This window comes from Gramella sp. MT6, from assembly GCF_019357415.1.
Classification (GTDB): Bacteria; Bacteroidota; Bacteroidia; order Flavobacteriales; family Flavobacteriaceae; genus Christiangramia.
Genome location: NZ_CP048410.1, coordinates 876,024 through 901,022 on the forward strand (window position 1 = coordinate 876,024; position 24,999 = coordinate 901,022).

Here is a 24,999-nt window from a genome sequence, read left to right on the forward strand (position 1 = left end):
TCAGAACTCGTAGACAACGCCTACTCCTAGCATTTGTTTTAGCTGAACACGCGGACCTGAAGTTTCAAGTTTACCATCACCATTGGTATCTTCCTTAAACTTTACATCATCATCATAGACAATATGTGTTCCTACATTGGCTTTCACAAATTCGTTCACCTTCATGTTGACCGCCAACTGCCAGTCTACATCGATGTTTCCGAATTTATTAAGGTAATCTGAATACAGGCTTAGTTGATTATTAAGATCTATATTTTCCCAGACCTCTTTACTATAGCCGCTGGTAACCAGGAACCCGAATTCTGTTCTTACATTCTCCCCTTCCCGGAGAATGTTGCCAAGCTCATCTGTAACTGCCGGTTCTACCCCGAACATTCCCTCATTCGCCAGTCTTTGATCCAGCACAAAAGTAGATTTGAAAGTTACCGGTGATAGATATACCGTTAGATCCTGCACCGGGTCTGAATATTCTGTTCCTCCTCCCAGAAAGGTATAACCTGGAGCCATGAATCTTGAGATCGCCACTTCGGTATCGGGATATTTATATCCGTTTGAAAACTGTGAGTTAAAACTGAATTTACCTGAATAGAACCAATTTGAGGTACTGTCCTGTCTAAAGCCAAAGGAGGAATTTATCCTTAATTCGTCTTCTGTCTTTCTTATTTCACGGCCTTCCTGTGCGTTAATTCCATACCTAAGAGAAGCTGAATTCTTCCACATAGTATAATCCTTCTCGAAATTCCGCTGAAAATTCGCATAGAATAATGCCGATACAGAATTATTACCACCCGAATTCCAATTCACAAAAGCTACCTCACTAAGATTAACCCCAAAGGTGTTCTTCTCTGTCCAGTAGATCAACATGGAATCTGTATTCGTCGTGTCCTTAGCGGTTGTGGCAGTAGTATCGGTTGCTGTGGTATCTCTTGCCGCAAGATGTTTAAAATCAGAAGCAAAAGATTTTATCGATGTAATGCAGAATAAGATAAGTAGGGTCTGGAACTTCATTTAACTAACACAAGATTTCGGAATTGCAAAAATAAAAAAATCAGCTCATAGATTTGAGCTTTTGCCTTATTCCTTCAACGTGAATTCCGGAAATTTCTTGTAATTGAGACACACTTCCTTGCTCAATAAATTCATCTGGCACTCCTAAAACCTCGATATGCCCTTTAAAATCTATACTTGCGGCAAATTCTAAAATTTCACTTCCGAAGCCTCCTTTTTTCACTCCGTCCTCTACCGTTAGAATTTTTGAGTAATTTTTAAGGATCGATCGCATTAATTTCTCGTCCAGGGGTTTTACAAATTTCATATCGTAATGCGCGATATTTTCAGGATTACCCATCTTCTCTATAGCAGCTTCTGCATTCGCTGCCATATTTCCTATACTTAGTACAGCAATCTCATCACCTTCCTTCAAACACTCTCCTTTTCCTATTTGAACCCTTTCAAAAGGAAGTTTCCACTCTTTTAAAACACCACGCCCCCTAGGATATCTAATGATCAAAGGAGAATCCAGGCCTATTTGTGCAGTATAAAGTAAGTTTCTAAGTTCAACTTCATTTCTCGGAGCAGCGATCATAAGATTCGGAATTGCCCGGGCATAGGCAATATCAAAGACACCATGATGAGTAGCCCCATCTTCTCCAACCAATCCGGCCCGGTCCAGGCAAAAAACTACCGGTAAATTCTGCAAGGCCACATCGTGAATAAGCTGATCATAAGCTCTCTGCAAAAAGGTAGAATAGATCGCGCAAAACACCGTGAAACCCTGGGTCGCCATTCCGGCGGATAAGGTAACGGCATGTTGTTCAGCGATGCCAACATCAAAGGCTCTTTCAGGAAATACTTCCATCATATATTTTAAGGAACTTCCTGTAGGCATCGCAGGGGTGATCCCTATGATCTTTTCATTCTTCTCTGCAAGCTCCACAAGGCTTAGTCCAAAAACATCCTGATATTTTAAGGGCAGCCCATCGGTATCATATTTTAGCAATTCGCCGGTATCAGGTTCAAACTTTCCAGGAGCATGGTATTTCACCTGGTCCTCTTCGGCCTTTTTAAGCCCTTTCCCCTTCTTTGTGATCACATGCAGGAACTTGGGTCCTTTTATAGCCTTCATCTCTTTGAGCACCTTTAAAAGGCCTGGCAGGTCATGACCGTCTACCGGTCCAAAATATTTAAAATTAAGGGCTTCAATAATATTACTACTGGCCGGCTTATGACCTACGCGTGCTTTGGTTAGATATTCCTTCAACGCACCTACGCTAGGATCTATCCCAATGGCATTGTCATTTAGAATTACCAAAAGATTCGCCTTGGTGACTCCCGCATGATTTAAACCTTCAAAAGCCATCCCACTTGCGATAGACGCATCACCTATGACCGCTATATGCTGTTTTTCGGTTTCTCCTTTGAGATTGGAAGCTATAGCCATTCCCAGTGCTGCTGAAATTGAGGTGGAGGAATGACCCACTCCAAAAGTATCATATTCGCTTTCCTCTCTTTTCGGAAATCCGCTTAAACCATTCAGTTGGCGGTTAGTATCAAAAATTTCGCGTCTGCCGGTAAGTATCTTATGGCCGTATGCCTGATGACCAACGTCCCAAACCAGGAGATCTTCAGGAGTATGAAAAATATAATGCAGGGCAATAGTAAGTTCTACCACTCCAAGACTGGCTCCAAGGTGCCCTTCTTTGGTCGCAACAATATCTATAATGAACCTGCGAAGTTCCTGAGCAAGCTGAGTCAACTCAGTTTCTTTAAGTTTTCGGAGGTCTTCAGGTGTGTTTATCTTATTTAGGATTTCGGCCATACGCCGCAAAGTTACATTAAGCAAACTGAATTGTGAACAGAAGGTCGAGATTGAAGGTTCAAAATTTCTATCTTTCGGGAAAAAAAAGAATATGCTATCGCCTTTCAACGATGAATATTTTATGAAAAAGGCTCTGGAAGAAGCCGAATGTGCCTATGAAAAAGGTGAAATCCCTGTTGGAGTGGTCGTGGTGATCAACGATAAGATCATTGCTCGCGGGCACAATCTTACTGAAACCCTTAATGATGTGACCGCACACGCTGAAATGCAGGCGATCACAGCCGCCGCCAATTTCCTTGGAGGGAAATATCTTCAGAACTGCACGATGTACATTACCCTTGAGCCCTGCCAGATGTGTGCGGGAGCGCTATACTGGAGCCAGATCTCTAAAATCGTATTCGCTGCAGAGGATCCACAACGCGGCTACCGAAAATTCGGAGTACAGCTGCACCCAAAGACAAAGGTTAAAACCGGAATCCTTCAGGAAGAAGCTTCTTCTTTGTTAAAAAGGTTCTTTATTGAGCGACGTAATTTGAATTGAAAACTTCCAATAAAATTAATTTTTAAGGGTAACCTCATCATGTAAATCAGGATCCAAACCTGTTGGCATTCCATTTAATTTATTACCATTTACATGCATTTCGCCATTAATTACCTCAAAATTGTACCTGTTTTTTGAAGGATGCTGTGGCATTGCCGGCCTGTTGGTTCTTGGAAAGAACGATACTCCTATAGCTTCACCTGTATTAAGGTCTATTTTAAGTTCCACATCTTGCGGAATAAGATCTGAACTATTCCAGGGCTGAATATGTGCAATGAGAATAGTGTCATTCTCATAGCCCAGGTTAAAAGGGTGAAAGGCATAGACCGAACTTGGGTAATCGATATCAGACTGGCCTTCGATCATACTTTTAAGATCTGCATCATTGAAAGTATATTTCAAAGTTTTACCAAAACTACTATAAACCTCCAGTTTTCCATTACTGTTGCTGGTTGGATTATTGATATCTGCCATTCCCAGGGCGAGATAAGCTGCGTCTGGAGATGCAGATAAGGCATCCAGGCGCCAGTTACCAATACTAATATCTACATTAGTGGTTTGTACACGGTCTGGCGGATTGCCCTTGTTGGCAAAGGCAGATTTTACCTTACTATCCTTTTTATAATAAATATAAGTTGTACCACAGGATGTGAAGATGAAAATAAAAATTAGGGCTACGGTTGATCTTAGGTAGTGTAACTTCATATCATTAGATTTAGATATGTAATATACACATTTTCAATGTTTTATGTAAATTCAGAAAGTGAAATTCTGGTGAGTAAACCGCGTAAACTGAAGAAAAAAGCGAAACCTTAGCTAATCATCCACAATAATTTAGCTAACAAAGTAAATGTAAAGGTTCCGCTTATGAAAGATTTTAAATGCCTTCTGGCAATTCGGTAACTTTTATATAATCGATATAAAACTTATCTGGCAGAGCTTCATCATTGATCTCGGCTCCTCCCAGATTGCCGCCTACAGCAACATTTATAAGAAAATAGAAGTCCTTTTTAAAAGGATAGTGTTGTTCATCATACTTCTTTGGAACGAACTTATAAAGCGAATTCCCGTCCACAAAGAACTCTATATATTCTTCTGTCCAGATCGCCTTATAGGTATGATAACCTTCTTCTATATTCTCGATTTTTGTTTTTTTGGTATTAATGGTATTTCCATGACTCGCCGGTGTATGTAGGGAAGTAAAGACCTTTCCCGGTTCTCTACCAATATATTCAAGGATATCGATCTCTCCGCTGGCTGGCCAACCCACTTCCGAAATGTCTGAACCTAACATCCAGATCGCAGGCCAGAGCCCTTTGGTGGTGGCTAATTTCGCCCTAACCTCAATGACGCCATAAGTGAACTCTACATTATCCTTTGAATTGATCTTTCCTGAATAATATTCACCATCCTTTTTCAAGGCAGTAATAACAAGATTGCCATCCTTTACTTCTACATATTCCCTGTTATAAATCTGCTCTTCATTGTTACCCCAACCACATAGGTTAGGGCAACCGTCTCCTTCTTCATAATTCCAGACACTCATGTCCAGACTATCACCATTAAAGTCCTCATGAAAAATGACCTTTTCCTGAGATTGACCTGTGAACAAGGCGCCAATTAAAAAACTACCGGTGACTAATAATTCTTGATATCGTTTCATTAATTATTATACTTTATTTTAATGCTTTGCAGATCTTCAGAGTTTCCTCCTACCATCAACTCAAACTCCCCTTCTTCTGCTTTCCACTCTTCTGAAGCGGTATAAAATTTAAGCATTTCTTCATCAATGGTAAAATCAATGGTTTTTGTCTCACCCGGAGCCAGTTCAACCATCTCAAAACCCTTAAGTTCCTTAACCGGTCTGGCTACACTGGCAACAAGGTCATGTAGATATAACTGAACCACTTCCTTACCTTTTACCTCACCTGTATTAGTTACTGGAACACTTAAGGTCACAGAACCGCCCTTACCAAGTTCTGAAGAAGACAATTGCAGGTCTCCATATTCAAAAGTGGTATAACTAAGACCAAATCCAAAAGGATACAATGGGCCATTGGTGATATCTGTATAATGAGAATAGGTGACATGCTGATCGTTTGATGGTCTACCCGTGTTCATTCTATTATAATACAAAGGTTCCTGCCCAACTGCTCTAGGGAAAGATACCGGCAATTTTCCGGATGGATTATACTTTCCTAAAAGAACATCGGCAATAGCGTTACCGCTCTCTGTACCCAACTGCCATGCTTCAACGATAGCTGGAATATTTTCTGAAGCCCAGGTAATTTCAATTGGCCTGCCGTTCATTAAAACAAGAACTATATTCTTATTAACTTTTTGAACTTCCTTCAAAAGCTCTAACTGAAGTCCCGCAAGGCCAATATTAGCCTGGCTGCGTCCTTCGCCAGATTGAAAAGCGTCTTCACCAAGAACCATTACCACAAGTTCTGCATCTTTAGCCTTTGCCACGGCATCTGGAATTCCAGACCGGTCTGTTTTATTGATCTTCAAAGGCATCAGGAAACTACGTTCGCCCTCACCAAGGGTCACTCCTTTTGCATAAGTAATTTCAGATTTAAGATCTGTATTTTTTAATCCTTCCAATACTGAAACTGCAGAATTGGTTTCTCCCTGAGCTCTCCAGTTTCCTATAGGTGTATCTTTATCATCGGCTAAAGGACCAATTACAGCGATCTTTTTCACAGAAGATCTTATAGGTAAAAGATCATTCTCATTCTTTAGAAGAACTATGGATTTTTTAGCAATATCACGGGCAGTTTTTCTATGCTCCTCGTAAGGAACATTTTCCTTAAGACCTGCATCCATGTATTTATAAGGATCTTCAAAAAGCCCCATCTTGAACTTCACGTGAAGAATTCTTTTTACCGCTTCGTCTATAAGGGACTCATCTATTTTACCTTCTGCTACAAGTTTTTCGAGACCAGCTTCATAAGCTCCTCCTTCCATGTCCATATCACTACCAGCTGTTACAGCTATTTCGGCAGCATGAACTTTATCCCGGGCAAAGCCATGTGGAATCATTTCTGTAATTGAACCCCAGTCTGAAACAACGAATCCCTGCCAGTCCCAGTCTCCTTTCAGGATCTCTCTCTGTAATCTTTCACTCCCGGTTGCCGGAATACCATCTATAGTATTGAATGAGTTCATAAAGGTTGCTACGCCGGCATCTGCAGCGGCTTTGAATGGAGGCAGCACCACATTATGTAATTCATTTTTCCCTATATTAACAGCATTATAATCCCTACCGGCTTCGGCTAGTCCATATCCCGCAAAATGCTTGGCAGTAGCCGCAATAGTTTTAGGATCGGCAAGATCTTCTCCCTGGTAGCCATTTATCTTGGCAACTGCGATCCTGGAGGTTAAATATGGATCTTCACCAGATCCTTCCATGATCCTACCCCAGCGTGCATCCCTGGAAATATCTATCATAGGTGAAAATGTCCAGTTCACTCCTTCAGCAACAGATTCAAGAGCAGCGATCCTGGCAGATTCCTCTGCCGCCTCAACATCCCAACTGGCTGTTTCACCCAATGGTACCGGGAAAATAGTTTTATAACCATGGATCACATCATAACCAAAGATCAAAGGGATCTTGATCCTGGAGTTTTCCATGTTCAATCGCTGAGCCTTTTCAGTCGCCTCAACCGAAAGTACATTCAACATGGACCCTACGAGGCCTTTCTTAAGTCTATCTTCCTTTTCTTTATTTCCAACTTCAGAAGCAGGTCCTGTAAGGTCCCAACTTCCGTTATATTGTATCATCTGACCAACTTTTTCCTCTAAGGTCATTAGATTTAAAACTGAATCAACTTTGGTCTCTACATCCTGAACAGAGCTTTTAATGCCTGAATTTTGGGAATATCCACCTATGGTCCCAAAAAAAAGGGACGAGATAATTATGAAATATTTTTTCATGATCTTAAAATTAGATTATGGAGGAAAATGTTTTCTCCATCGTTATTTTAGATAGGAATTCTACCAGTCGAACTTAGAATCCTTAGTAATAACCGGCAATTCTAAAAAATGGGCTTATTAGGAAACACCTGGTTATTCAATTCTACTTTTACTTTTTTATTAAAACCCAGTCAATAAGAACTTCTGCTTTTCCTTGTTTTATAAGCTCTACCGTAGATGCTGGGAGTCCGTTATATGGTTCTTCAACTCCATTAGTTTTATAAGGGTATGCACCCCCTAAAGCTAGATTGAGAATAAGGTATTTTGGATTGTCAAATTTCCATTCCCCGTAATGCTCTACCATAGGTTTTGTAACCCGATAGATCAATCTGCCATCAACCTTAAAATTAAGTGCCTCCGGTGTCCAGTCTACAGAATACACATGCCAGTCGGTCACATCTTCACCTTCAGGATAGAAGTATTTGTTAACCAGCGGAGTCTCTCCGGAATATCCCGGGCCGTGCAGGGCAACTCCTATCCAGTCTGTCTCTCCCACATATTCCATAATATCGATCTCTCCGGTATCGGGCCAATCGCCTCCGCCAAGTGCCCAGAATGCGGGCCAAAAGCCGGAACCTTCAGGAAGTTTCATCCTGGCCATAGCTGTACCGTAGGTGAACATCACCTTGTCCCGGGTATTTATCCTTCCCGAGATGAAATCGAAATCATTTCCGCGGTATTTTATATAGTTGGGGCTGTAATGAGCCTTAAGTACCAGCGCATTTTCGGCTCCTTTAGCATTATCACCTTTTACATTGAAAATCGTTGCAGTGGAATCCACATAAACCTGTTGCTCGTTATTTACCCAAAAGTCTGTTCCAACAACATTCCACTTTTCCCTATCGAGTGAACTTCCGGAGAAGTCATCAAAGAAAAGGGTGTCGCTTACGGTTTTTGCAGGTGAGTCCTGAGCAAATAGATTTCCGCTGAAAATAATACCTAGCGCGAGGAAGGTTTTTAAAAATAAGTGCTTCATATACATTATTTTAAAAAAGAATAATCATCATGAAAAACCTGCGCCTCCAAGGGCCATTTAAAAACCAGAAAATTTTATGATGATAAGAATAAATCCCGGAGCTCTAGAAGATACTCCGGGAATTTAAAGCCTAAACAAACAATCTATTGGTAAACTCTTACGTAGTCCACTTCCATAGAAGATTCCTGGAAGTTTGCATCGATTTCGCCTCCAAGACCGCCACCCATAGCTACATTCATAATAAGGAAGAAATCCTTATCGAATGGCAGGGAAGCTTCGTTGGTGAAAGTAAAAAATACTTCACCGTCCAGTAGCAGTGTGATATTTTCAGAAGTCCACTCTACTGTGTAAGTATGGAACTCTGTAGAAGCATTTGAAATAGGAGTTCTTCCTACCACCGCATTACCTCCGGAATTTCCAGGAAAATGCAATGCAGAAGAAGTTTCTCCAGGATTGTTTCCAACCCACTCCATAATGTCAATCTCACCGGTCTCAGGCCATCCTACTTCATCGAAGTTAGCCCCGAGCATCCAGATCGCCGGCCAGGTTCCTCCACCTTCAGGCATTTTCGCCCTGGCTTCAACTCGACCGTAAGTAAATTCAAATTTATCCTGAGTTGTGATTCTACCCGATGTAAATTCAAATCCGCTTTCAGATTCACGCTTAGCAGTGATCACAAGATTTCCATCCTGAACGGTTACGTTATCTTCAGTATAGTACTGAACTTCACCATTTCCCCAACCATTAGTTCCATTTCCTATTTCGTAGTTCCAGTTATCAGTATCCAGAGCATCACCATCAAATTCATCTGACCATAGAAGATCTTCAAATTCGGTTTGGAATTCTTCTGGTTCTTCACCACCAGCACCTTCTTCTGCAGAAGTGATTATGAACCACCAGTCGAATTCACCGTTACCATCGGTAGATTTCAGAATCATATCATTAGTTCCAGAACGGTCAAAGATCTGATACTGGTGATCACCACCAATATAATATCCAATAAAACCTATTCCGGTAAGATTGATCGTTTCATTTCCACCTGGAGCAGAAATAGACCAGTTCTCAGTATAATCTCCGAATTCCAGATTTAAAACGTCAGCACCTTCAACAGTTCCGCCGCTTCCACCTAATTGATCTATGAGACCAGCTCGGCCAAAAACAGTTCCATTGGTAATATGAGTAAATGTTCCATCTTCATTGAAGATATACCTGTCATCATACATTCCGGCATTTGCTTTTTCATTCGCTCCGGCACTGTACCATTCTACTGGAACAACTCCTCCAACCGGTCCAAGACCAAAGTGTCCAGGCACTTCTGCCTTAATTCTCCATTCTTTAGAACCATCACCTACTAATTTATCAATTAGCTCCTTAGGTGGCTCATAGGTTACAAGAACTTCCACGTCTACGATCATCGAAGTAGCCGTACCACCCGGGCCATAAGCTATTACGTTCACCGTGTAGGTTTTAGTACCCGTTTCAGAAAACTGGTGTGTATAAATCCCACTAGATGTAGTAGCTGAACTTCCGTTCTCGAAAACGTATTTATAGGTCATGGCTCCATCTGCAGTAGCATTGAAGGTAACCTGCCCACTACCATCACCATTAGGCATCTCTCCAGATTGTCCAACCACAGCGGCATCTACCTGAAGATTTGTTGGAGAAGAGATTTCCCCAATATCGTAATCCTCCTCTGCACAGGAGAATAATCCTGCGCAAAGAGCCATTACAAATGTTAATTTTAAAAATATATTTTTCATTTTATTTCTTTTTAATTCTTCTAGTTATGGAAATAAATATTGTCCAGATAAACATTCACTTCCCCTGCTGGTAAACCAGAATAAATGTATTGTGCAATGTTCGTTCTGTTAGTAAGATTTGGGAAATCTGATAAAGGAATATCCAAACTCACCCATTCTCCCTGAGGAAGGTTTTCGAACACCACTTCATCTTCAGTAGTATCTCCTCCATCAAAGCTACCATCTGTTCCTACATCTACAAGCTTAACTCTGAAAGTAGTACCATTCTCAATCCAAACATCAGTATGGAAATGCGTCATTTCACTTGCATCTACCTGTTCTGCAACAGTTTCTATACCTACAAAATCAAGATTGAAATAATGTTTGGTTAGTCTACCGTCGAATTCTACTTCTTCATAATCTGAAGCAGACCAGACTGTTCTCCAGGTATCTACAGTCACATCCTCTCCTAATTCACTGAAAAGAGAGATATATTGAGTTTCTCCAATTTTAATATCATCGAAATAGAAATCCTCTCCCTGACCAGCATTATTAAAATCATAAAATACAATTACTCTATCGTAGTCTATGGAGGTATCAAAAGCATCGAAACTGGTTAAATCAAAGCTTAATTCTTCCCATTCCCCTGCTACAGTCGTATTTTGCGAAACTTCCACAACAACTGATGGGTTTCCATTTGCATCGGGCTCAGAATCTGACTTTTCCATTTTGAAAAGGATTGGAGTTCCGGCTCTTGGAGACCAAACTTTCATTTTTACAGTGGTTCCATTGGAGTATTCAACTGGCTCTTCAAGGTTCAGGGAAATTCCTGCCCAAACTTCAGATCCATTAGATTTACTCAAAGAAGTCACTCTTGAGCTAGTGTTAATCCCAGACATATCTGGATTCTCAATTACCGCTCCTGAAGCTCCACCGAAACCACCCCAGTTATAGGTAATGTTCTCAGATTCGAAAGTTAAAGGTAGCTTTATTGGATCCAGAGTAGTTTGCTGGATATTATCGAAATAATAAGTTTCTCCATTTCCAGGGGCTCCGAAATTAAAGAACAGAACAATCTTAGCATAGTCTAAAGAAAGGTCTGCGGCACTCATATCGAAAGTAAGAGTTTCCCATTGGTTACTTACCGTAGTATTAACCGTAGACTCAACAAAAATATTTGCATCGTTTACATTCTCTATCTTGAAAATCACCGGAATTCCCGCTTGTGGAGACCATACATCTACACTGATATACCTCTGAGATGAAAAGTCAATATTCTGATCAAGGTTGATAGTTGTACCTGCCCAAACTTCTGAACCTACCGGTTTAGTATAAGCTGCAACTTTATCACTTGTATTAATTCCTGACGGATCTGGATTATCGATCACAGGATCTACTGCACCATCTGCACCACCAAAATTATAGAAAGAATAATTCTTAGTCGGTGATTCAAAATCGATCGGCAGGAATAATGGATCTCTGATCTCTACCGTCTGAGTTCGTTCTGCAGAGGCTGCACCTCCACTTAAAGCAACTACTCTCACATCGTAATCTCCTACACTTTCGTAAGTATGAGAAACCGTTTCTCCAATCATTAAAGGGGTAGGCTCTTCATCTTCCGCATCACCAAAATACACTTCGAACATGGCTGCGTACTGCGCAGCTGCCGAAACATTAATGGTATAATTATCATCTGCTGCTTTAGCAATGGTTACTTCAAGTCCTTCAGGCTCTCTGAAAGAAACCGTTAGGTCCTGAGTTCCTTCAGCACTTTCCCCGTTAAGGTTAGTCCCGGTAACTCCAACCTGGTAATCACCTTCAGCAAAGATATGATCTACAGATTCACCTGGTTTGATTCCGGTTGCCGGCTCTGAGCCATCCCCAAAATCTACCGCAAATGTATTGGCACTTTCACCCTTTGGGGTAACCGTTACCAAACCGCTATTATCCTGAGTGATCTTAAAGCTGGCACCAAGATTAGAAGGTGCCGCCAGGTCACTTAGGTCTACCATTTGGTCATCATCGCTTTCACATCCAAAAATCAGGACGCTTAAGGCAATGAAAAAGACATGTTTAAATAAGTTCTTCATAGTTCTTTTTTTTAGTATCCAGGATTTTGTTCCCAGTTTCCTTGAGAGAATTCAATCTCTTCAAGTGGTATTGGAAAAAGTTCGTTCTTATTAGGAGTAAATCCGTCTATCGCAGCTGCTGCTCTTCCGGTTCTAACCAGGTCGAAGAATCTATGACCTTCCCCAACTAGTTCCAGCCTTCTTTCAGCAAAGATCGCATCAGTAAGTGCTGCTCCAGTTACGTTTAGATCGTCTAATCCGGCACGATTGCGAACATCGTTAAGATATTCCAGTGCAAGCTGATCGTTGATCCCTCCTCTACTAAGTGCTTCCGCAGCCATTAACAATACATCGGCATATCTAATTGCACGGTAATTATTTGGCTGAGTTAAGTTGGCATCTCCAACGTTATCATTTTGTCTTGGAAGGTATTTACGGTTGAAATACCCCGTGTGTTTGTATCCTTCAACATAAGTGGCACCGGTCTCTTCAGCCCATGCTTCGATATCAAGAATAGAATAATCTCTTCTTATATCGTTTTCATCAAAAAGGTTATAAACTTCCTCTACAGGTACGTTAAAACTAAATCCTGACTCAAAAACAGGCCCGGTATAGTTTCTGATACCCTGAAATCCTACAGCAACGTTCCCTTCACTACACTGAAGACAATCAAATCCTGCTCCTTCTTCTCCAGTATATTGAACTTCGAAAACAGATTCCGGACTATTTTCTCCAACCTGCTCGAAAAGGTTAGTATACTCCTCATCTCCCACAGTTCCGTAAAGGTGATATTCACCACTGTCGATAAGATTTGTTAGCACATCTGCCGCCTGCTGAAATTTTTCCTGATATAGGTATGCTTTTCCTAATAAAGCCTGTGCAGAACCTTTGGTAGCTCTACCAACTTGAGGAGCTGTGTAATCAAGGTTGTCTATGGCAAACTGAAGATCTGATTCGATCTGGGCATAAACCTCGCTCACAGGAGCTCTAGGAATACTTTGCTCATCACCAAGCTGAAAACGCTGGTCTCCGTTCAACGGAATAGGACCAAACCATTTTACCAGTTCAAAAGTGAAATAAGCTCTAAGGAATCTCGCTTCAGCAATTATCCTGTCCTTACCTTCAAATTCGGTCTTATCCTTAAATTCAAGAATGTAGTTGGCTCTTTGAACACCAGCGAAATTCCAGTCCCAAACATCATCAAGATTATCGTTAACTTCGGTATGGGTCATTTCGTCTACCTGCTGCCAGCCAATTACGTCTGTAGCACTCTCACCACCACTTAGAGTGTTATCTGAAGCAATTTCTCCAAGGATAACATTCACATAAGTTGATTGCAAAATATCATAAGCTCCAATCAGGGCATTATAATATTCCTGTTCAGAATTAAAATAATTTTCTGAATCTATAACATACTCTTCGGTTTCATCTAGGAACTCTTCGGTACACCCTACTAGCATAACGAACCCCATGAAGAAGTATATCTTTTTTAATATTGAATTCTTTATATTCATATTACAATATTTTAGAAGTTAAGGTTTACACCAAACATATAAGTTCTTGGAACCGGGTAGAAACCGTAATCTATTCCTCCACCAATTGCTTCTCCTGTAGAAGCTGAAGGGTCAAATCCTTTATAGTCTGTAAACGTATATAAGTTGTTTCCTGCCACATATACTCTAAGTTTATCAATACCAACTCTATCTAAGAAGTCTGCTGGCAATGAATACCCAATTTGAGCATTTTGAATACGCACGTAAGAAGCGTCTTCTACGTAGAAGTCTGAAAATACTCCGTTTGAGGTTGCTGCAGTAGTTAATCTTGGAACCTCATTACTTGTTCCTTCTCCTCTCCAACGCTCAAGGTAATATGCGTGTCTGTTAACGTTTGGCTGATTTCTTTCATAGTTTCTAACCATTTCGTTACCTAAAGATGCATAGGTATAAGCAGTGAAGTCAAAGTTCTTAACTGTAAAATTAAGATTTAATCCCATTGTAAAATCAGGGATCGGATCTCCAATATTAGTACGGTCATCTGTATTGATCACCCCATCACCGTTAATATCTACGTATCTGATATCTCCTGGCTGAGCTGGAGCACCAAGTGCGTTTTGAGCAGGATGTGCATCTACTTCAGACTGATTCTGGAAGATTCCATCTGTTTTATATCCGTAGAAGTAACCAATTGGGAAACCTTCTTCCATTCTTGCAGGTTGAGGCTGTCCAACTCCAAAAGCACCTCCTGGTAAAAAGTCTGTTCCGTTAACTTCAGTCACCTCATTTTCAAGATAAGTAAAGTTGTAAGATACATTCAGACGAACATCATCAGAGAAATTCTCTTTGTAATTAATCGCAAATTCAGCACCCTGGTTTCTGGTAGTACCAGCGTTGATCGTTGGAGCTCCAGCTCCCGGAGCTGCACCACCAAAAATTCCTGAAACAGGGATTCCTGCAACCAGAAGATCTTTTCTTTCTTCTCTGAATATATCTGCGGTGATATCAATTTTGTTCTGAAGTAACCTAAGGTCAAGACCAATGTTGATCTTTTCTGCTTCTTCCCATCCAGAATCAGGATTAGCGATTCTACCAGGTGCAGTTCCATTTACCAACTGGCCATTTAGAACATAAGTTGCCTCTCCCGTAAGTGCAGAACGGTAGAACTCTGCACCACCTGCCTCATCGTTACCAAGAATACCATAACTACCTCTTAACTTCAGAAAGTTGAAGGTGTCTGAATCGAACCAGTTCTCTTCAGAGATGATCCAACCTGCAGTAGCTGATGGGAAATAACCTACACGGTTATCTGGATTAAATCTTGTAGAAGCATCCCTTCTTAGCATTCCCGATACCAGGTACTTCCCTTTGAAGTCATATTGAAGTCTACCAAAGAATGATAGTTTTCTAATGTCATATACGTAAGAGCTGTTGTTAAGCCCGTCATTAGTTCCTGTAGTAAGGCTGATATCTGCAAATTCATATGAATTATTTGGCACATCATACCCAGTAGCATACAAGCCATCACCCCACTGTCTAATAACAGTCATACCACCGGTAAAGGTTACGTGATGATCTTCATTGTATCTATCCTCATAAGTACCGAAAAGGTCATAAGTATAAGAATTATCGTTAATTCTATTTTGATTTACAGTACTTCTTGGGTTGTTGAAAACCTTCCCTGGACCATAAACGTCAGCTCCTATTTCAGGATTAAAGGTTTTTGAGTCACTCTTTGAAAGGTTATAACCGATTCTTGAAGTGAACACCAATTCCTCGATAGGTGTGAAATCAAGGCTAAAGTTTCCGTTTAGCTTGTCAAGGTTATAATCGTTATAAGTATTTTCTATTTGCGAAAGTGGGTTGATGATCTCATTCCCCAGTCTACCTGCAAGATCCTGGTCATTTACACCAAAAGTAGGAGCAAAGTTCAAAGCATTAAATAATACTGAACCAAGACCGTTTTCATTAATAGATTTTCTGGCAATGTTGGTATAGGTTGCATTCAACTGTACATCAAAATAGTCGTTGATATCCACACCTAAACTAACTCTGGCCGTATTACGTTTGAATCCGGATTTATCACCACCAACGATCCCTTCCTGATCCAAGTTAGAACCTCCTACAGAATAAGTAACTCTTTCGCCACCACCGGTAAGACTTAAATTATGGTTTGAAATAGGTGCCTGTTTGAAAACCGCACTCTGGAAATCTGTTCCTTCCCCTAGCCCGCTAACATTTGGATAAGGTATTTGCTGACCACCGTTAGCATAACTTTCATTTAAAAGCAATGCATATTCAGTTGCATTTAGAACAGGGATCTCTCTTGAAGCCTCCTGTATACCATAATATGTCTGGTAGGTAACTTTAGGAGCGGTATTCTTTTTACCTGTTTTGGTTGTTACCAAAACTACACCGTTCGCACCAGCCACACCATAAATAGCAGCCTGGGCATCCTTAAGGATCGAAATAGATTGAATATCATTTGGGTTCAAAGTATTAAGATCGCCCTGATATCCATCTATCAATACTAATGGGCCATTAACGCTGTTCGAAGCGATACCACGAATATTAATGTTAATATCTGCCCCAGGAGCACCAGATTGTGGAGTTACATTAACCCCGGCAGCAGTTCCCTGAAGTGCCTGCTCCACCTTTATAGGTTGAAGTTCGTCAAGAGTTTGATTGTCTACTACCGATACTGCACCGGTAACATCTTTCCTTTGCTGAGTACCATATCCAATTACCACCACTTCTTCAAGGGCTTCAGAATCGGTTTGCAATACTACATTAATGGTTCGTTGATCGTTAACAGTGATTTCCTGGGCTTCGAAACCAACATAACTAAATTGAAGTATATCTCCAGGGGAGACATTTTCTATCGTATAGTTTCCGTCAAAATCTGTGGTAGTTCCACGCGATTCTCCTTTTACTATTACATTAACTCCCAATAAAGGCATGTTGTTTTCATCAGATACTAATCCGCTAACCGAAAAGGATTGCGCATAAGCCCCAAAAAACCCGCTTAGAAATACAATCAAAAGACAGGTAAATTTCCTCATGTGATTATTTATTAAAATTGATACCTCAATATATTAACATCACATTAAGAAAATAGATTAACAACCTTTACAAAAAATCTACAACTGAGAAATCCGCAATTTTTTTCACCTGTTTTTATTTAATCCGCAATCTTAATGCGGCTTTATAAGGATTTTTAATACGCAAACGTTTTCATTGAATATCAGAATAATAGGACAATGTAGAGGTAATGTAGAGTTATTTTAGGGAGTTGTAAAGTTTAAAGATCCAGAATATACTCGGTAAGATTGGTCTCACGGTCTAAATCCATCTTTTTACGCAAACGATATCGTTTAATTTCTACACTTTTTACAGAAATATTTAATAGCGGCGCTATTTCTTTTGAGGAGAGATTCAACCTTAAATAAGCGCACAACTTAAGGTCATTAGAAGTAAGCTCAGGATGAACGGCTTTTATCTTTTTGAAAAAGTCTTTATCAGCGTTACTAAATGCTTTTTTGAAGAATTTCCAGTTATCTTCTTCACTAATATCTTTATCTATGGTATTAATTACCGATTTCACCTTAGATGAACTTTCAGACTTTTTCAGTTCATCTTTTATGCTGGTTAAAAACTCGTTCTTTTTAATAAGGCTCATGGTAGACACCGCCAGCTCCCTGTTCTTGTTGGCCATATCCTGCTCCAGTTTTTCATTCCTTAATTTTATGATCTCCTGCTCTGCCTCAAGGTTTCTCATTTTAAGGGCTCTCTCATTCTCTGCGAGGTTCTTGCGATGATGTCGCTTATTAAGTAAGTGAATAAGATATAATATTAGCAGAAAAACAATGAAGTAACCTATTATAGCAGGGATACTAAAGTAATAAGGACGTTGAATTTTAAATTGATAGCTAACGCTTTCGGTTACCGTGTCACCTACTTTTGCTTTGACCTCAAAAGTATAGTTTCCGAAATCGAGATTCTTGAAATTGACTTCTGGACTACCACTCCAGGAACTCCAGTTTGGACTTAAACCTATAAGGCGATAACTGTACTTGGCATCCAGGTATTTATCATGTACCGGCGCCGAATAATTAAAGGAGATATTATTATTTTTGAAATCGAAGCTGCCGGCTTCATCAAGTTGTATGCTATTAGCGGGAGAATCAAGAGCGCTCACTTCGATCTTATCAAGGTTAACAGAGGCCTGCAGAACAATCTCCCCGGGATCGCTAAATTTTAAATAACCATTGGCAATCCCCAATAAATATTCTTCATCCCCAAAGTTTGAAATATTCTCATAGCCCACCGCGATATTCCTGAAATCCTGATCTATAAAAACAAATTCAAGAGAATAGTCTTTGCTAAGAATTGAATTCTGAATAGAAAATATACCTTCTTGCGCAAAACCCCATAGTTTGCTCTGATCCTCTTCACTTATCATTTTTCCCGATACCCGGTTCAAGTCTGAAATTAGGGTATTAAGAGAATTTTCTTCAATAAACGAATCTTCTGTGCTGCTATACTGATATATCTTTTCTTTCGAGCTATAATATAAACTGTCATTAAATTGAAATAAACTCGAGGTAATTCCCGACTCTCCCGGGAATTTATAATTCTTGATAGTAGTTACTTTTTGAAATGGCTCTTCAAGGAGCATTTTATAAACTCCTTTATGCTCATTGCTAATCCAGACGTTCTGTTCCCCATCTATTTCGATAAATTTTGATGAATGCGGAAAATCCTCCAACATGGGTAACGGTTCAAGTTCATTTCCATTCTTCCGAAGAAAACTTATACCATTATAATGCCCCTGTATCAATATATCTTCATTAAACTCCTTCACGGTCCAGGTTCCAAGCCTGTCACAGATTTTAGTAGCCTTATCTCCGTTAATCAAAAAAGTACCGCTATCCTGACCACATAAAATATCTCCGGCAACCTTATCTACGAACCACACCTGCCCGTTGGTACCTTCAATTAAATTGAATTTATTCCCGCCTTTATTTCGCACATATAAACCCTGGTTTGTCCCCAGGTAAAGCGTGCCTTCCTCCTCATATGAAGCATACACAGATCCTATTTCTCCACGATTATCCTGAAATGATTTAAATGAAGATTTTAGGTCTATACTGCTTATTCCATAATCCAGACCTGCCCAAAGATTTTGATCTTTATCCATAAAAAGATCCAGAACGGTATTATTCAGAAGAATGTTCTGCTGGTTGAAAGCATTTACAATATTTCCTTTTGAATCTATTTTTACGACGCCATTACCCACCGTACCTAGAACTATATCCCCAGAGGGTAAATTTATAGCATCAAGGATATTAGGATAACCTATTTGAGTATTAACCGGTTTAACCTCCTTCCTTAGGTCCTGGTCCTGCCATTTATAAAATTCGGTTTTACCAGATATGAATGAAAGAACTCCAGCCTCATTATAAATATGCATAATAGCCGTATCCCCAAGCTTTTCATATGGTATAACCTCTACCGGGCTACCATTCCTAATTACATAAAGCCCCTCACCAACCAATTGGAAATAAAGTTCTTTTTCAACCTTAAAGATCCCAGATACCGGTTTTCCCAGGGGATTTGGCATTTTAGTGATCGAATCCTGTTGAGGATTATAGAAATAAACTCCTCCAAAACTTCTGAAAATAACAAGTTCATCGATAAATTCTATATCCCAGAATTGTTCACCTTCTCCTATTGCTCCATTGAATTTACCCACCAGGCTGGTATATTCCAGGGATCCGAATTCATTCTTTTCCCAGTATCCCGCTTCCATGTAAGCCCCGGTGTAAATACGATCACCTACTACTTTTAAAGATCTAACAATAGTGTTGTTGGGAACAGGATATAAATTCCATTTCTCTCCATTATATTCAAGCAAGCCAGTACTATTAGCGAAATATAGATTCTTATTTTCTGCCTGGTCTATCATCCAGTTCTGATTTCCCGCAGAATACTGACTAGGGCCATAATTGACTACAGGTGGTAATTCCTGGGCCAGGACACCATACACTGTAAAAACGAATAGTACTAAAACGAGTTTTTTACTCAAGAGGAAATTGTAATTATGTTTCGAAAGTTAACTATCACAGGCTTAACAAGAAAATTTATCTCTAAATTAGATAGCAACTTTATTAGTAAAATTTTTAGGCTTGGATGTTAAAGTATTATAAAGACTTATGACAACCTAAGAATTATGAATTTTTTTGGGAGTTAAGTATCCAGCAAGATACTGGCTACTAAATTCAATCAAACAACCTAAGCTTATATGAGCCATAGTATCCTACTACAAAAATCTATATTGCCTTCAAAAACAAGTCTTTTCAGTCTTTTCTTCCTGTTAACTGTTTGTGCCGTATTTGGGCAGAATGATCAGGAGGAAAGTAAAGAAGTAACTCATTCGGTTTATATTACTTCCAATACCGGAATAAGAAGCGACGAGGCTAACAAGAAATTACTTTCCACTATCGTTGAGGCTTCAAAAAAAGAAGATTCTTCTAGTCTTGTGATCATCGGGAACTTAGTCCCGAAAAAGGGTTATCCCAATAAGGACAAAGGCCGTGACGCCGTAGAAAAGTATTTAACAGAAAATCTTTTAGATCATATCAAGGACTTTAAGGGAAATATCATTTTTACTCCCGGCAAGAACGAATGGAAAAAAGACGCTCCAGATAATATTGATGACCTGGAATCTTTTTTACAGGATAATTCCCGGGCAAAATTCTGGCCTAATGACGGTTGCCCTATAGAAAGCGAAAGCCTGAATGACAAAGTACAGCTTATCATGATAGATTCGCAGTGGTATCTGGAAGACTGGGATAAACACCCATATATCAACAATAAATGTGAGATCAAGACCCGTGCACAGTTCCGTGAGGCTTTTAACGATGAACTTGAGGATTACCAGAAAAAAACGGTTCTGGTAGCAGTATATCATCCTGTGTTGACCAATACCAGACTTACCTTTTTTGAGAAAATGATAGGCCTGGGTGAACAAACCAGAAGGAACCCTCAGCTTAAAGAATTGATGGGAACTCTTGAAACTCTTGCCAGCCAGTATAACGATGTTATCTTCCTTTCGGGAAAAGACAGGAATCTGCAGTATGTTCAGGATGATGGGATAGAACAGGTAATCACCGGGGTTACCCAAAAACCTAAAAAAGCAAAACCTGAAGAGGATCATGGTGACTTTGCAGCTTATGAACTGGGATATGCCAAAATGAATATCAATGAAAATGGTAGCTCTAAGGTAGAATTTTATGAAGTTGATCCTTCAGGCTCAGAACAGATCCTTACCAGGCAAATTTCCCGCGAGCGACCAAGTCTTGACGAAGTTTACTGGCCCGAAGAAAGAATAGGCAAGACCAAAGTCACTTCAGTGTATACCGAAGAAGAAACGGATAAAGATGGACTATATAAAGCTCTATGGGGAGAGCATTATCGTCCTTTATACAGCAGAAAATTCGAATTTCCGGTACTTTACCTTGACACACTCCCTGGTAATTTAAAAGTACTTGGTGCAGGTGGTGGTCACCAGTCAAGATCCCTTGGTTTTGTAGATGATGATGGTCATGAATACACAATGAGAGCCCTAAGGAAAAGCGCCCTTCAATTCTTACAAACCACAGTGGTGACCACGCATTATGTTGAAGATTATCTTGAAAATACTGTTGCCGAAAGATATGTGCAGGACTTTTACACTACGGCCTTCCCTTATGGAACGTTTCCGGCAGGAAGATTTATGGATGAATTAGGTATTTATCATCCTAATTCAGACCTCTATTATGTTCCGAAACAAGAAGCTCTAGGAGTCCACAATCAAGAATATGGAGACGAATTATATATGTTCGAAGCTCACATAGGTGGAGAAAATAAAGACCTGGAGATCTTTGATAATGCAGATGATATTTTGAACACTTCAGATCTTTACCTGGAGATGAGAGAAGACAAAGATGGATATGTAGATGAAGATATGTTCATTAGGGCCAGATTGCTGGATATGCTTTTGGGCGATTGGGACCGTCACGAAGGCCAGTATGAATGGGCAGAATTTGAGGAAGAAGGTGATAAAAAACGATATTTACCTATCGCTAAGGATAGAGACCAGGTATTTTCTAAAACCGATGGATTCATCCTTTCGCTTTTAAGATTAGGCTTTCCAGACTTTAGAGCTATGGAACAGTATAGTGAAGATGTAAAAAGACCAAAATGGTTCAATATAGCAGGATATCCATTAGATAAGGCCTTTATTAGAAATGCCGATTGGGAAGACTGGAAACAGCAGGTAGATTATATCCAGAATAATATTACTGATGAAGTGATACAGGAAGCTTTTGGGGTTTTGCCAGAAGGTATTGCCAATGATCCTTATGTAGATGAGATCAAAGAGATCATGAAGGCCCGTCGAGGAAATCTGGAAGATATTGCCAGAGATTATTATAAACACCTCACCAAATTCGATATGTTCACTGGGACCGAAGAGGATGATAAGTTTCTTATCACCAGAAAACCAGATGGAATTACCACAGTGGAATTAATGAATGAAGATGGAAAGGTAGTAGCAGAAAAAACCTATGATTCTCATGAGACAAATGAGGTTTGGATCTATGGATTAGACGGAAATGATGAATTCAAGATCGTTGGGAGCGGATCAAAACCATTATCGGTTAAGGTAATTGGTGGAGAGGAAAATGATATTTATGACTTTCAAAATACAAGAAATGCCAAGCTTTACGACTTTAAGAGTAAGAAAAGCACCATCAAAACACCTGGTGCGAATAAAATGCTTGTAGATTCTTATGACATCAACAATTATGATCCCAAGAAAAAGAAGATTGATCAATTTAACCTATTCCCTAGCGCCGATTTCAACTCAGATGTTGGTTTTAAATTTGGTGTAAAGAATGTTTATACGACCTATGGGTTAGTTCGAAATCCGTTTACCACGAGGCAAACTCTGCTTTTAAACTATTTTTTCAGAACGAAGGGATTTGAAGCCGATTATACCGCTGAATTTGCTCATATATTCTACAACTGGAATTTTGGTCTTAATGCTTATTATTCCAGTCCTAATTACACGATGAACTTCTTCGGAATTGGTAATGATACCGAATATGATCCTGATGATGTTGCTAATAGCTTCAACAGGGTAAAAATGCAGCAATGGAGATTTGCACCATCTTTAATTTACAGGAATACAACCGGGACTACTTTTACCATCAAACCTTTAATAGAATCTATCGAGGTTGGTTTTGATCAGGATCTTTTCGTATCCAACAGGTTCACTAGAGCAAACACCATATATAACAGCCAGGTTTATGCTGGTGGAGACGTTATTTTCAATTATGAAAATAAGGATCGTGCCGCTTTCCCTTCAAGAGGAGTAGAACTAGATGTTACTGCAGGGTACAAAACGAATATTGACGAACATAATAATGAGTTCGCCTACGTTAGGCCTATGCTTTCTATGGACTATCCTTTACACGAAAGCGGTTTTGCTGTAATCGCCACCAAAATTGGGGGTGAAGCAATCATTGGAGATAATTATGAATTTTACCATGGAGCAACGCTGGGTGGCGGAAACATGAACAGCCTGAGAGGTTACAGAAATGATCGTTTTAATGGTAAATATGCTTTCTATCAGAACCTTGATTTAAGAAGCGGAATCACTCAGTTCAGAACCAACTTTGTTCCATTTAGAATTGGCGCAAGTCTTGGATTCGATTATGGTCGTGTATGGGTAGACGATGATAATAGTAATGAATGGCATACCAATTATGGTGGTTCAATTTTTATCAATGCTTTCAAGGCATTTACAGGAAATATTGGATATTATGTTGGTGACGAAGGGGGAAGGGTAAACTTCACCTTTAACTTCGACTTCTAAACAGAAAATAAAAATCATAAAGAACCGCTTTGAAAATTATCGAAGCGGTTTTTTATTTTTTAAAGGATCGGTTCTAGGATAATTCTGATGCTAGCATTTTTATATCCGCAGCAATAATATCAGGTTCAGCCGCCAAAGGAAAAATAAATTTTCCTTCTCTCTGAATAAAGGCTGTTTGCAAACCTGCCCTGTTTGCTCCGGCAATATCCCATCCATGTGCTGCCACCATCATAGAAGTTTCAATTTCTCCTCCTGCCTGCTTTATTGCGTACCTATAAGTATCTGGATGAGGTTTATATTTTTTTACTGCTTCCACACTCAAAATATGATCGAAGTAGTGGTCTAGTTTAGAAAATTCCAGTTGATTCTTTAAAACTTCTGGTTTTCCATTGCTGAAAGCAACCATTTCATACCCGGAATCCTTCAATTGTTTTAACCCCTCTTTCACTTCCGGGTAAGGATGAAGTGACTGTATGGGACTTAGTATCTTCTTAATTTCATCCTGCGAAAAATCCAAATTATGTTTTTGTGCATTCATTTTAAGAACGGCGGCAGCGATCCCACTAAAATCATGGTAGGTTCCGGTTATGGATTCTACCAGGGAATAATGAAGAAGCTGGGCGAACCAGACGTTGGCTGCATTCAGATCTTGTAATGAGTTATTGATACTATCCTTAAGCGGTTGGAGATCCAGAAGCGTCTCGTTTACATCAAATATTAAAGTGGAAATATTTTCTTTCATTCTCATAAAATAAAAAAGCCGGTTAGATCACCGGCTTTTCAGATTAAATTTAACTTTTTACATATCCTTATACTTGAATTTCTGGCCTCCAACAGACACCTCTATCATGGCTCCACCTTTAGGCATGGTGACTACGGCCATTCCATCTTCAAAATTCACGCTACGAGACTCTCCCGCAGTAATTGCCACTGCAGAAACTCCGCCTGTAAATTCCAATTCTCCAGATTTAAATTCTTCGAGATCCTGCTGGGTCTGGAAAAAGATCGCCTCTCTAAAAGCTTCTCCTCCTATTTGCAGCCCAACATCTACTTGTCTTAATTGAGCCCAGCCAATTTGTTTACCACCTTGATAGACCACGCCATTTCCTGCTGCTCCCCCTGCGATAAAGGCTCCTTTACCCACATTTGGAAAGACCACGTAACCATAAGCATCATCTGCAAGCCTGGCTACATCGGCATTATTTTCACGCAGCTCTTCCATAGCATATTTGGCATCTATCACTAGAGTTTCCTTGTCTTTATCCTTAATAAAATCCTTTTGCTTCTTTTTCGATTGAGCATTCGTATTCAGGTTAAATACCAGCGAAAATATAATAATCAAAAGCCCATAGTTTTTCAAATTTTTCATAATTAGAATGTTTAAGATTGAACCGTAAAAGTTAGCAAAGTATTCCATAACTTTCTGTTAATCAGATGTTATAAAGACTCAATTTAACATTTAG

General features: G+C 39.7%; 15 protein-coding genes. 2 read left to right on the forward strand and 13 right to left on the reverse strand.

Features of this window, described 5'->3' with window-relative positions:
* Together G3I01_RS04045 and G3I01_RS04050 are read right to left on the reverse strand one after the other, a co-directional pair.
* Nucleotides 1–1,008 carry a DUF3078 domain-containing protein gene (locus G3I01_RS04045; protein ID WP_219551298.1) on the reverse strand — a complete coding sequence of 336 codons (1,008 nt, stop codon included), beginning with the start codon at nt 1,006–1,008 and terminating at the stop codon, nt 1–3.
* Nucleotides 1,009–1,048: 40 nt separating this feature from the next.
* Nucleotides 1,049–2,818, reverse strand: a complete 1,770-nt coding sequence (locus G3I01_RS04050; RefSeq protein ID WP_219551300.1) for a 1-deoxy-D-xylulose-5-phosphate synthase — start codon at nt 2,816–2,818, stop codon at nt 1,049–1,051.
* Nucleotides 2,819–2,909: 91 nt separating this feature from the next.
* Here G3I01_RS04050 and G3I01_RS04055 point away from each other — a divergent pair, with 91 nt between their 5' ends.
* Nucleotides 2,910–3,359: a nucleoside deaminase gene (locus G3I01_RS04055; protein WP_219551302.1), complete on the forward strand. Its 450-nt coding sequence runs from the start codon at nt 2,910–2,912 to the stop codon at nt 3,357–3,359.
* A gap of 15 nt (nt 3,360–3,374) precedes the next feature.
* Here G3I01_RS04055 and G3I01_RS04060 read toward each other — a convergent pair whose 3' ends face one another.
* The 9 genes from G3I01_RS04060 to G3I01_RS04100 form a co-directional block, all read right to left on the reverse strand.
* Nucleotides 3,375–4,064 carry a hypothetical protein gene (locus G3I01_RS04060; RefSeq protein ID WP_219551304.1) on the reverse strand — a complete coding sequence of 230 codons (690 nt, stop codon included), beginning with the start codon at nt 4,062–4,064 and terminating at the stop codon, nt 3,375–3,377.
* Nucleotides 4,065–4,236: 172 nt separating this feature from the next.
* On the reverse strand, nt 4,237–5,022 hold the full coding sequence (locus G3I01_RS04065; RefSeq protein ID WP_219551306.1) for a glycoside hydrolase family 16 protein: 786 nt from the start codon (nt 5,020–5,022) through the stop codon (nt 4,237–4,239).
* On the reverse strand, nt 5,022–7,298 hold the full coding sequence (bglX, locus tag G3I01_RS04070; protein ID WP_219551308.1) for a beta-glucosidase BglX: 2,277 nt from the start codon (nt 7,296–7,298) through the stop codon (nt 5,022–5,024). Before bglX ends, G3I01_RS04065 begins: the two co-directional genes overlap by 1 nt.
* A 148-nt stretch (nt 7,299–7,446) precedes the next feature.
* The gene (locus G3I01_RS04075) at nt 7,447–8,313 is read right to left on the reverse strand and encodes a glycoside hydrolase family 16 protein (RefSeq protein ID WP_219551310.1); all 867 of its coding nucleotides are present in this window, start codon (nt 8,311–8,313) and stop codon (nt 7,447–7,449) included.
* 143 nt (nt 8,314–8,456) lie between these two features.
* The gene (locus G3I01_RS04080) at nt 8,457–10,073 is read right to left on the reverse strand and encodes a family 16 glycosylhydrolase (RefSeq protein ID WP_219551312.1); all 1,617 of its coding nucleotides are present in this window, start codon (nt 10,071–10,073) and stop codon (nt 8,457–8,459) included.
* Between the two features lie 20 nt (nt 10,074–10,093).
* The gene (locus G3I01_RS04085; protein ID WP_219551314.1) at nt 10,094–12,142 is read right to left on the reverse strand and encodes a hypothetical protein; all 2,049 of its coding nucleotides are present in this window, start codon (nt 12,140–12,142) and stop codon (nt 10,094–10,096) included.
* Nucleotides 12,143–12,153: 11 nt separating this feature from the next.
* Nucleotides 12,154–13,593 carry a RagB/SusD family nutrient uptake outer membrane protein gene (locus G3I01_RS04090; protein WP_257710850.1) on the reverse strand — a complete coding sequence of 480 codons (1,440 nt, stop codon included), beginning with the start codon at nt 13,591–13,593 and terminating at the stop codon, nt 12,154–12,156.
* 53 nt (nt 13,594–13,646) lie between these two features.
* Complete coding sequence (locus tag G3I01_RS04095; RefSeq protein ID WP_219551318.1) at nt 13,647–16,676, reverse strand: TonB-dependent receptor; 3,030 nt, start codon at nt 16,674–16,676, stop codon at nt 13,647–13,649.
* A gap of 239 nt (nt 16,677–16,915) precedes the next feature.
* Complete coding sequence (locus G3I01_RS04100; protein ID WP_219551320.1) at nt 16,916–19,702, reverse strand: triple tyrosine motif-containing protein; 2,787 nt, start codon at nt 19,700–19,702, stop codon at nt 16,916–16,918.
* Between the two features lie 216 nt (nt 19,703–19,918).
* Between G3I01_RS04100 and G3I01_RS04105 the strand changes: the two genes are divergently transcribed.
* Nucleotides 19,919–23,536: an outer membrane protein assembly factor gene (locus G3I01_RS04105; protein WP_219551322.1), complete on the forward strand. Its 3,618-nt coding sequence runs from the start codon at nt 19,919–19,921 to the stop codon at nt 23,534–23,536.
* A 73-nt stretch (nt 23,537–23,609) separates the two neighbouring features.
* Here G3I01_RS04105 and G3I01_RS04110 read toward each other — a convergent pair whose 3' ends face one another.
* Nucleotides 23,610–24,284, reverse strand: coding sequence for a haloacid dehalogenase type II (locus G3I01_RS04110; RefSeq protein ID WP_257710739.1), 675 nt, complete (start codon nt 24,282–24,284; stop codon nt 23,610–23,612).
* A gap of 51 nt (nt 24,285–24,335) precedes the next feature.
* A complete protein-coding gene (locus tag G3I01_RS04115; protein ID WP_219551324.1) occupies nt 24,336–24,905 on the reverse strand; it encodes a hypothetical protein in 570 nt (189 codons plus the stop codon).
* Nucleotides 24,906–24,999: the final 94 nt, after the last annotated feature.

Excerpts from the sequence above, each read along its gene's own strand:
- G3I01_RS04065 (WP_219551306.1), bottom strand. The coding sequence starts at position 5,022 with ATGAAACGATATCAAGAATTATTAGTCACCGGTAGTTTTTTAATTGGC.
- G3I01_RS04080 (WP_219551312.1), bottom strand. The coding sequence starts at position 10,073 with ATGAAAAATATATTTTTAAAATTAACATTTGTAATGGCTCTTTGCGCA.
- G3I01_RS04115 (WP_219551324.1), bottom strand. The coding sequence starts at position 24,905 with ATGAAAAATTTGAAAAACTATGGGCTTTTGATTATTATATTTTCGCTG.
- G3I01_RS04090 (WP_257710850.1), bottom strand. The coding sequence starts at position 13,593 with ATGGGGTTCGTTATGCTAGTAGGGTGTACCGAAGAGTTCCTAGATGAA.
- G3I01_RS04075 (WP_219551310.1), bottom strand. The coding sequence starts at position 8,313 with ATGAAGCACTTATTTTTAAAAACCTTCCTCGCGCTAGGTATTATTTTC.
- G3I01_RS04050 (WP_219551300.1), bottom strand. The coding sequence starts at position 2,818 with ATGGCCGAAATCCTAAATAAGATAAACACACCTGAAGACCTCCGAAAA.
- G3I01_RS04095 (WP_219551318.1), bottom strand. The coding sequence starts at position 16,676 with ATGAGGAAATTTACCTGTCTTTTGATTGTATTTCTAAGCGGGTTTTTT.
- bglX (WP_219551308.1), bottom strand. The coding sequence starts at position 7,298 with ATGAAAAAATATTTCATAATTATCTCGTCCCTTTTTTTTGGGACCATA.
- G3I01_RS04055 (WP_219551302.1), top strand. The coding sequence starts at position 2,910 with ATGCTATCGCCTTTCAACGATGAATATTTTATGAAAAAGGCTCTGGAA.
- G3I01_RS04085 (WP_219551314.1), bottom strand. The coding sequence starts at position 12,142 with ATGAAGAACTTATTTAAACATGTCTTTTTCATTGCCTTAAGCGTCCTG.
- G3I01_RS04045 (WP_219551298.1), bottom strand. The coding sequence starts at position 1,008 with ATGAAGTTCCAGACCCTACTTATCTTATTCTGCATTACATCGATAAAA.
- G3I01_RS04060 (WP_219551304.1), bottom strand. The coding sequence starts at position 4,064 with ATGAAGTTACACTACCTAAGATCAACCGTAGCCCTAATTTTTATTTTC.
- G3I01_RS04105 (WP_219551322.1), top strand. The coding sequence starts at position 19,919 with ATGAGCCATAGTATCCTACTACAAAAATCTATATTGCCTTCAAAAACA.
- G3I01_RS04110 (WP_257710739.1), bottom strand. The coding sequence starts at position 24,284 with ATGAGAATGAAAGAAAATATTTCCACTTTAATATTTGATGTAAACGAG.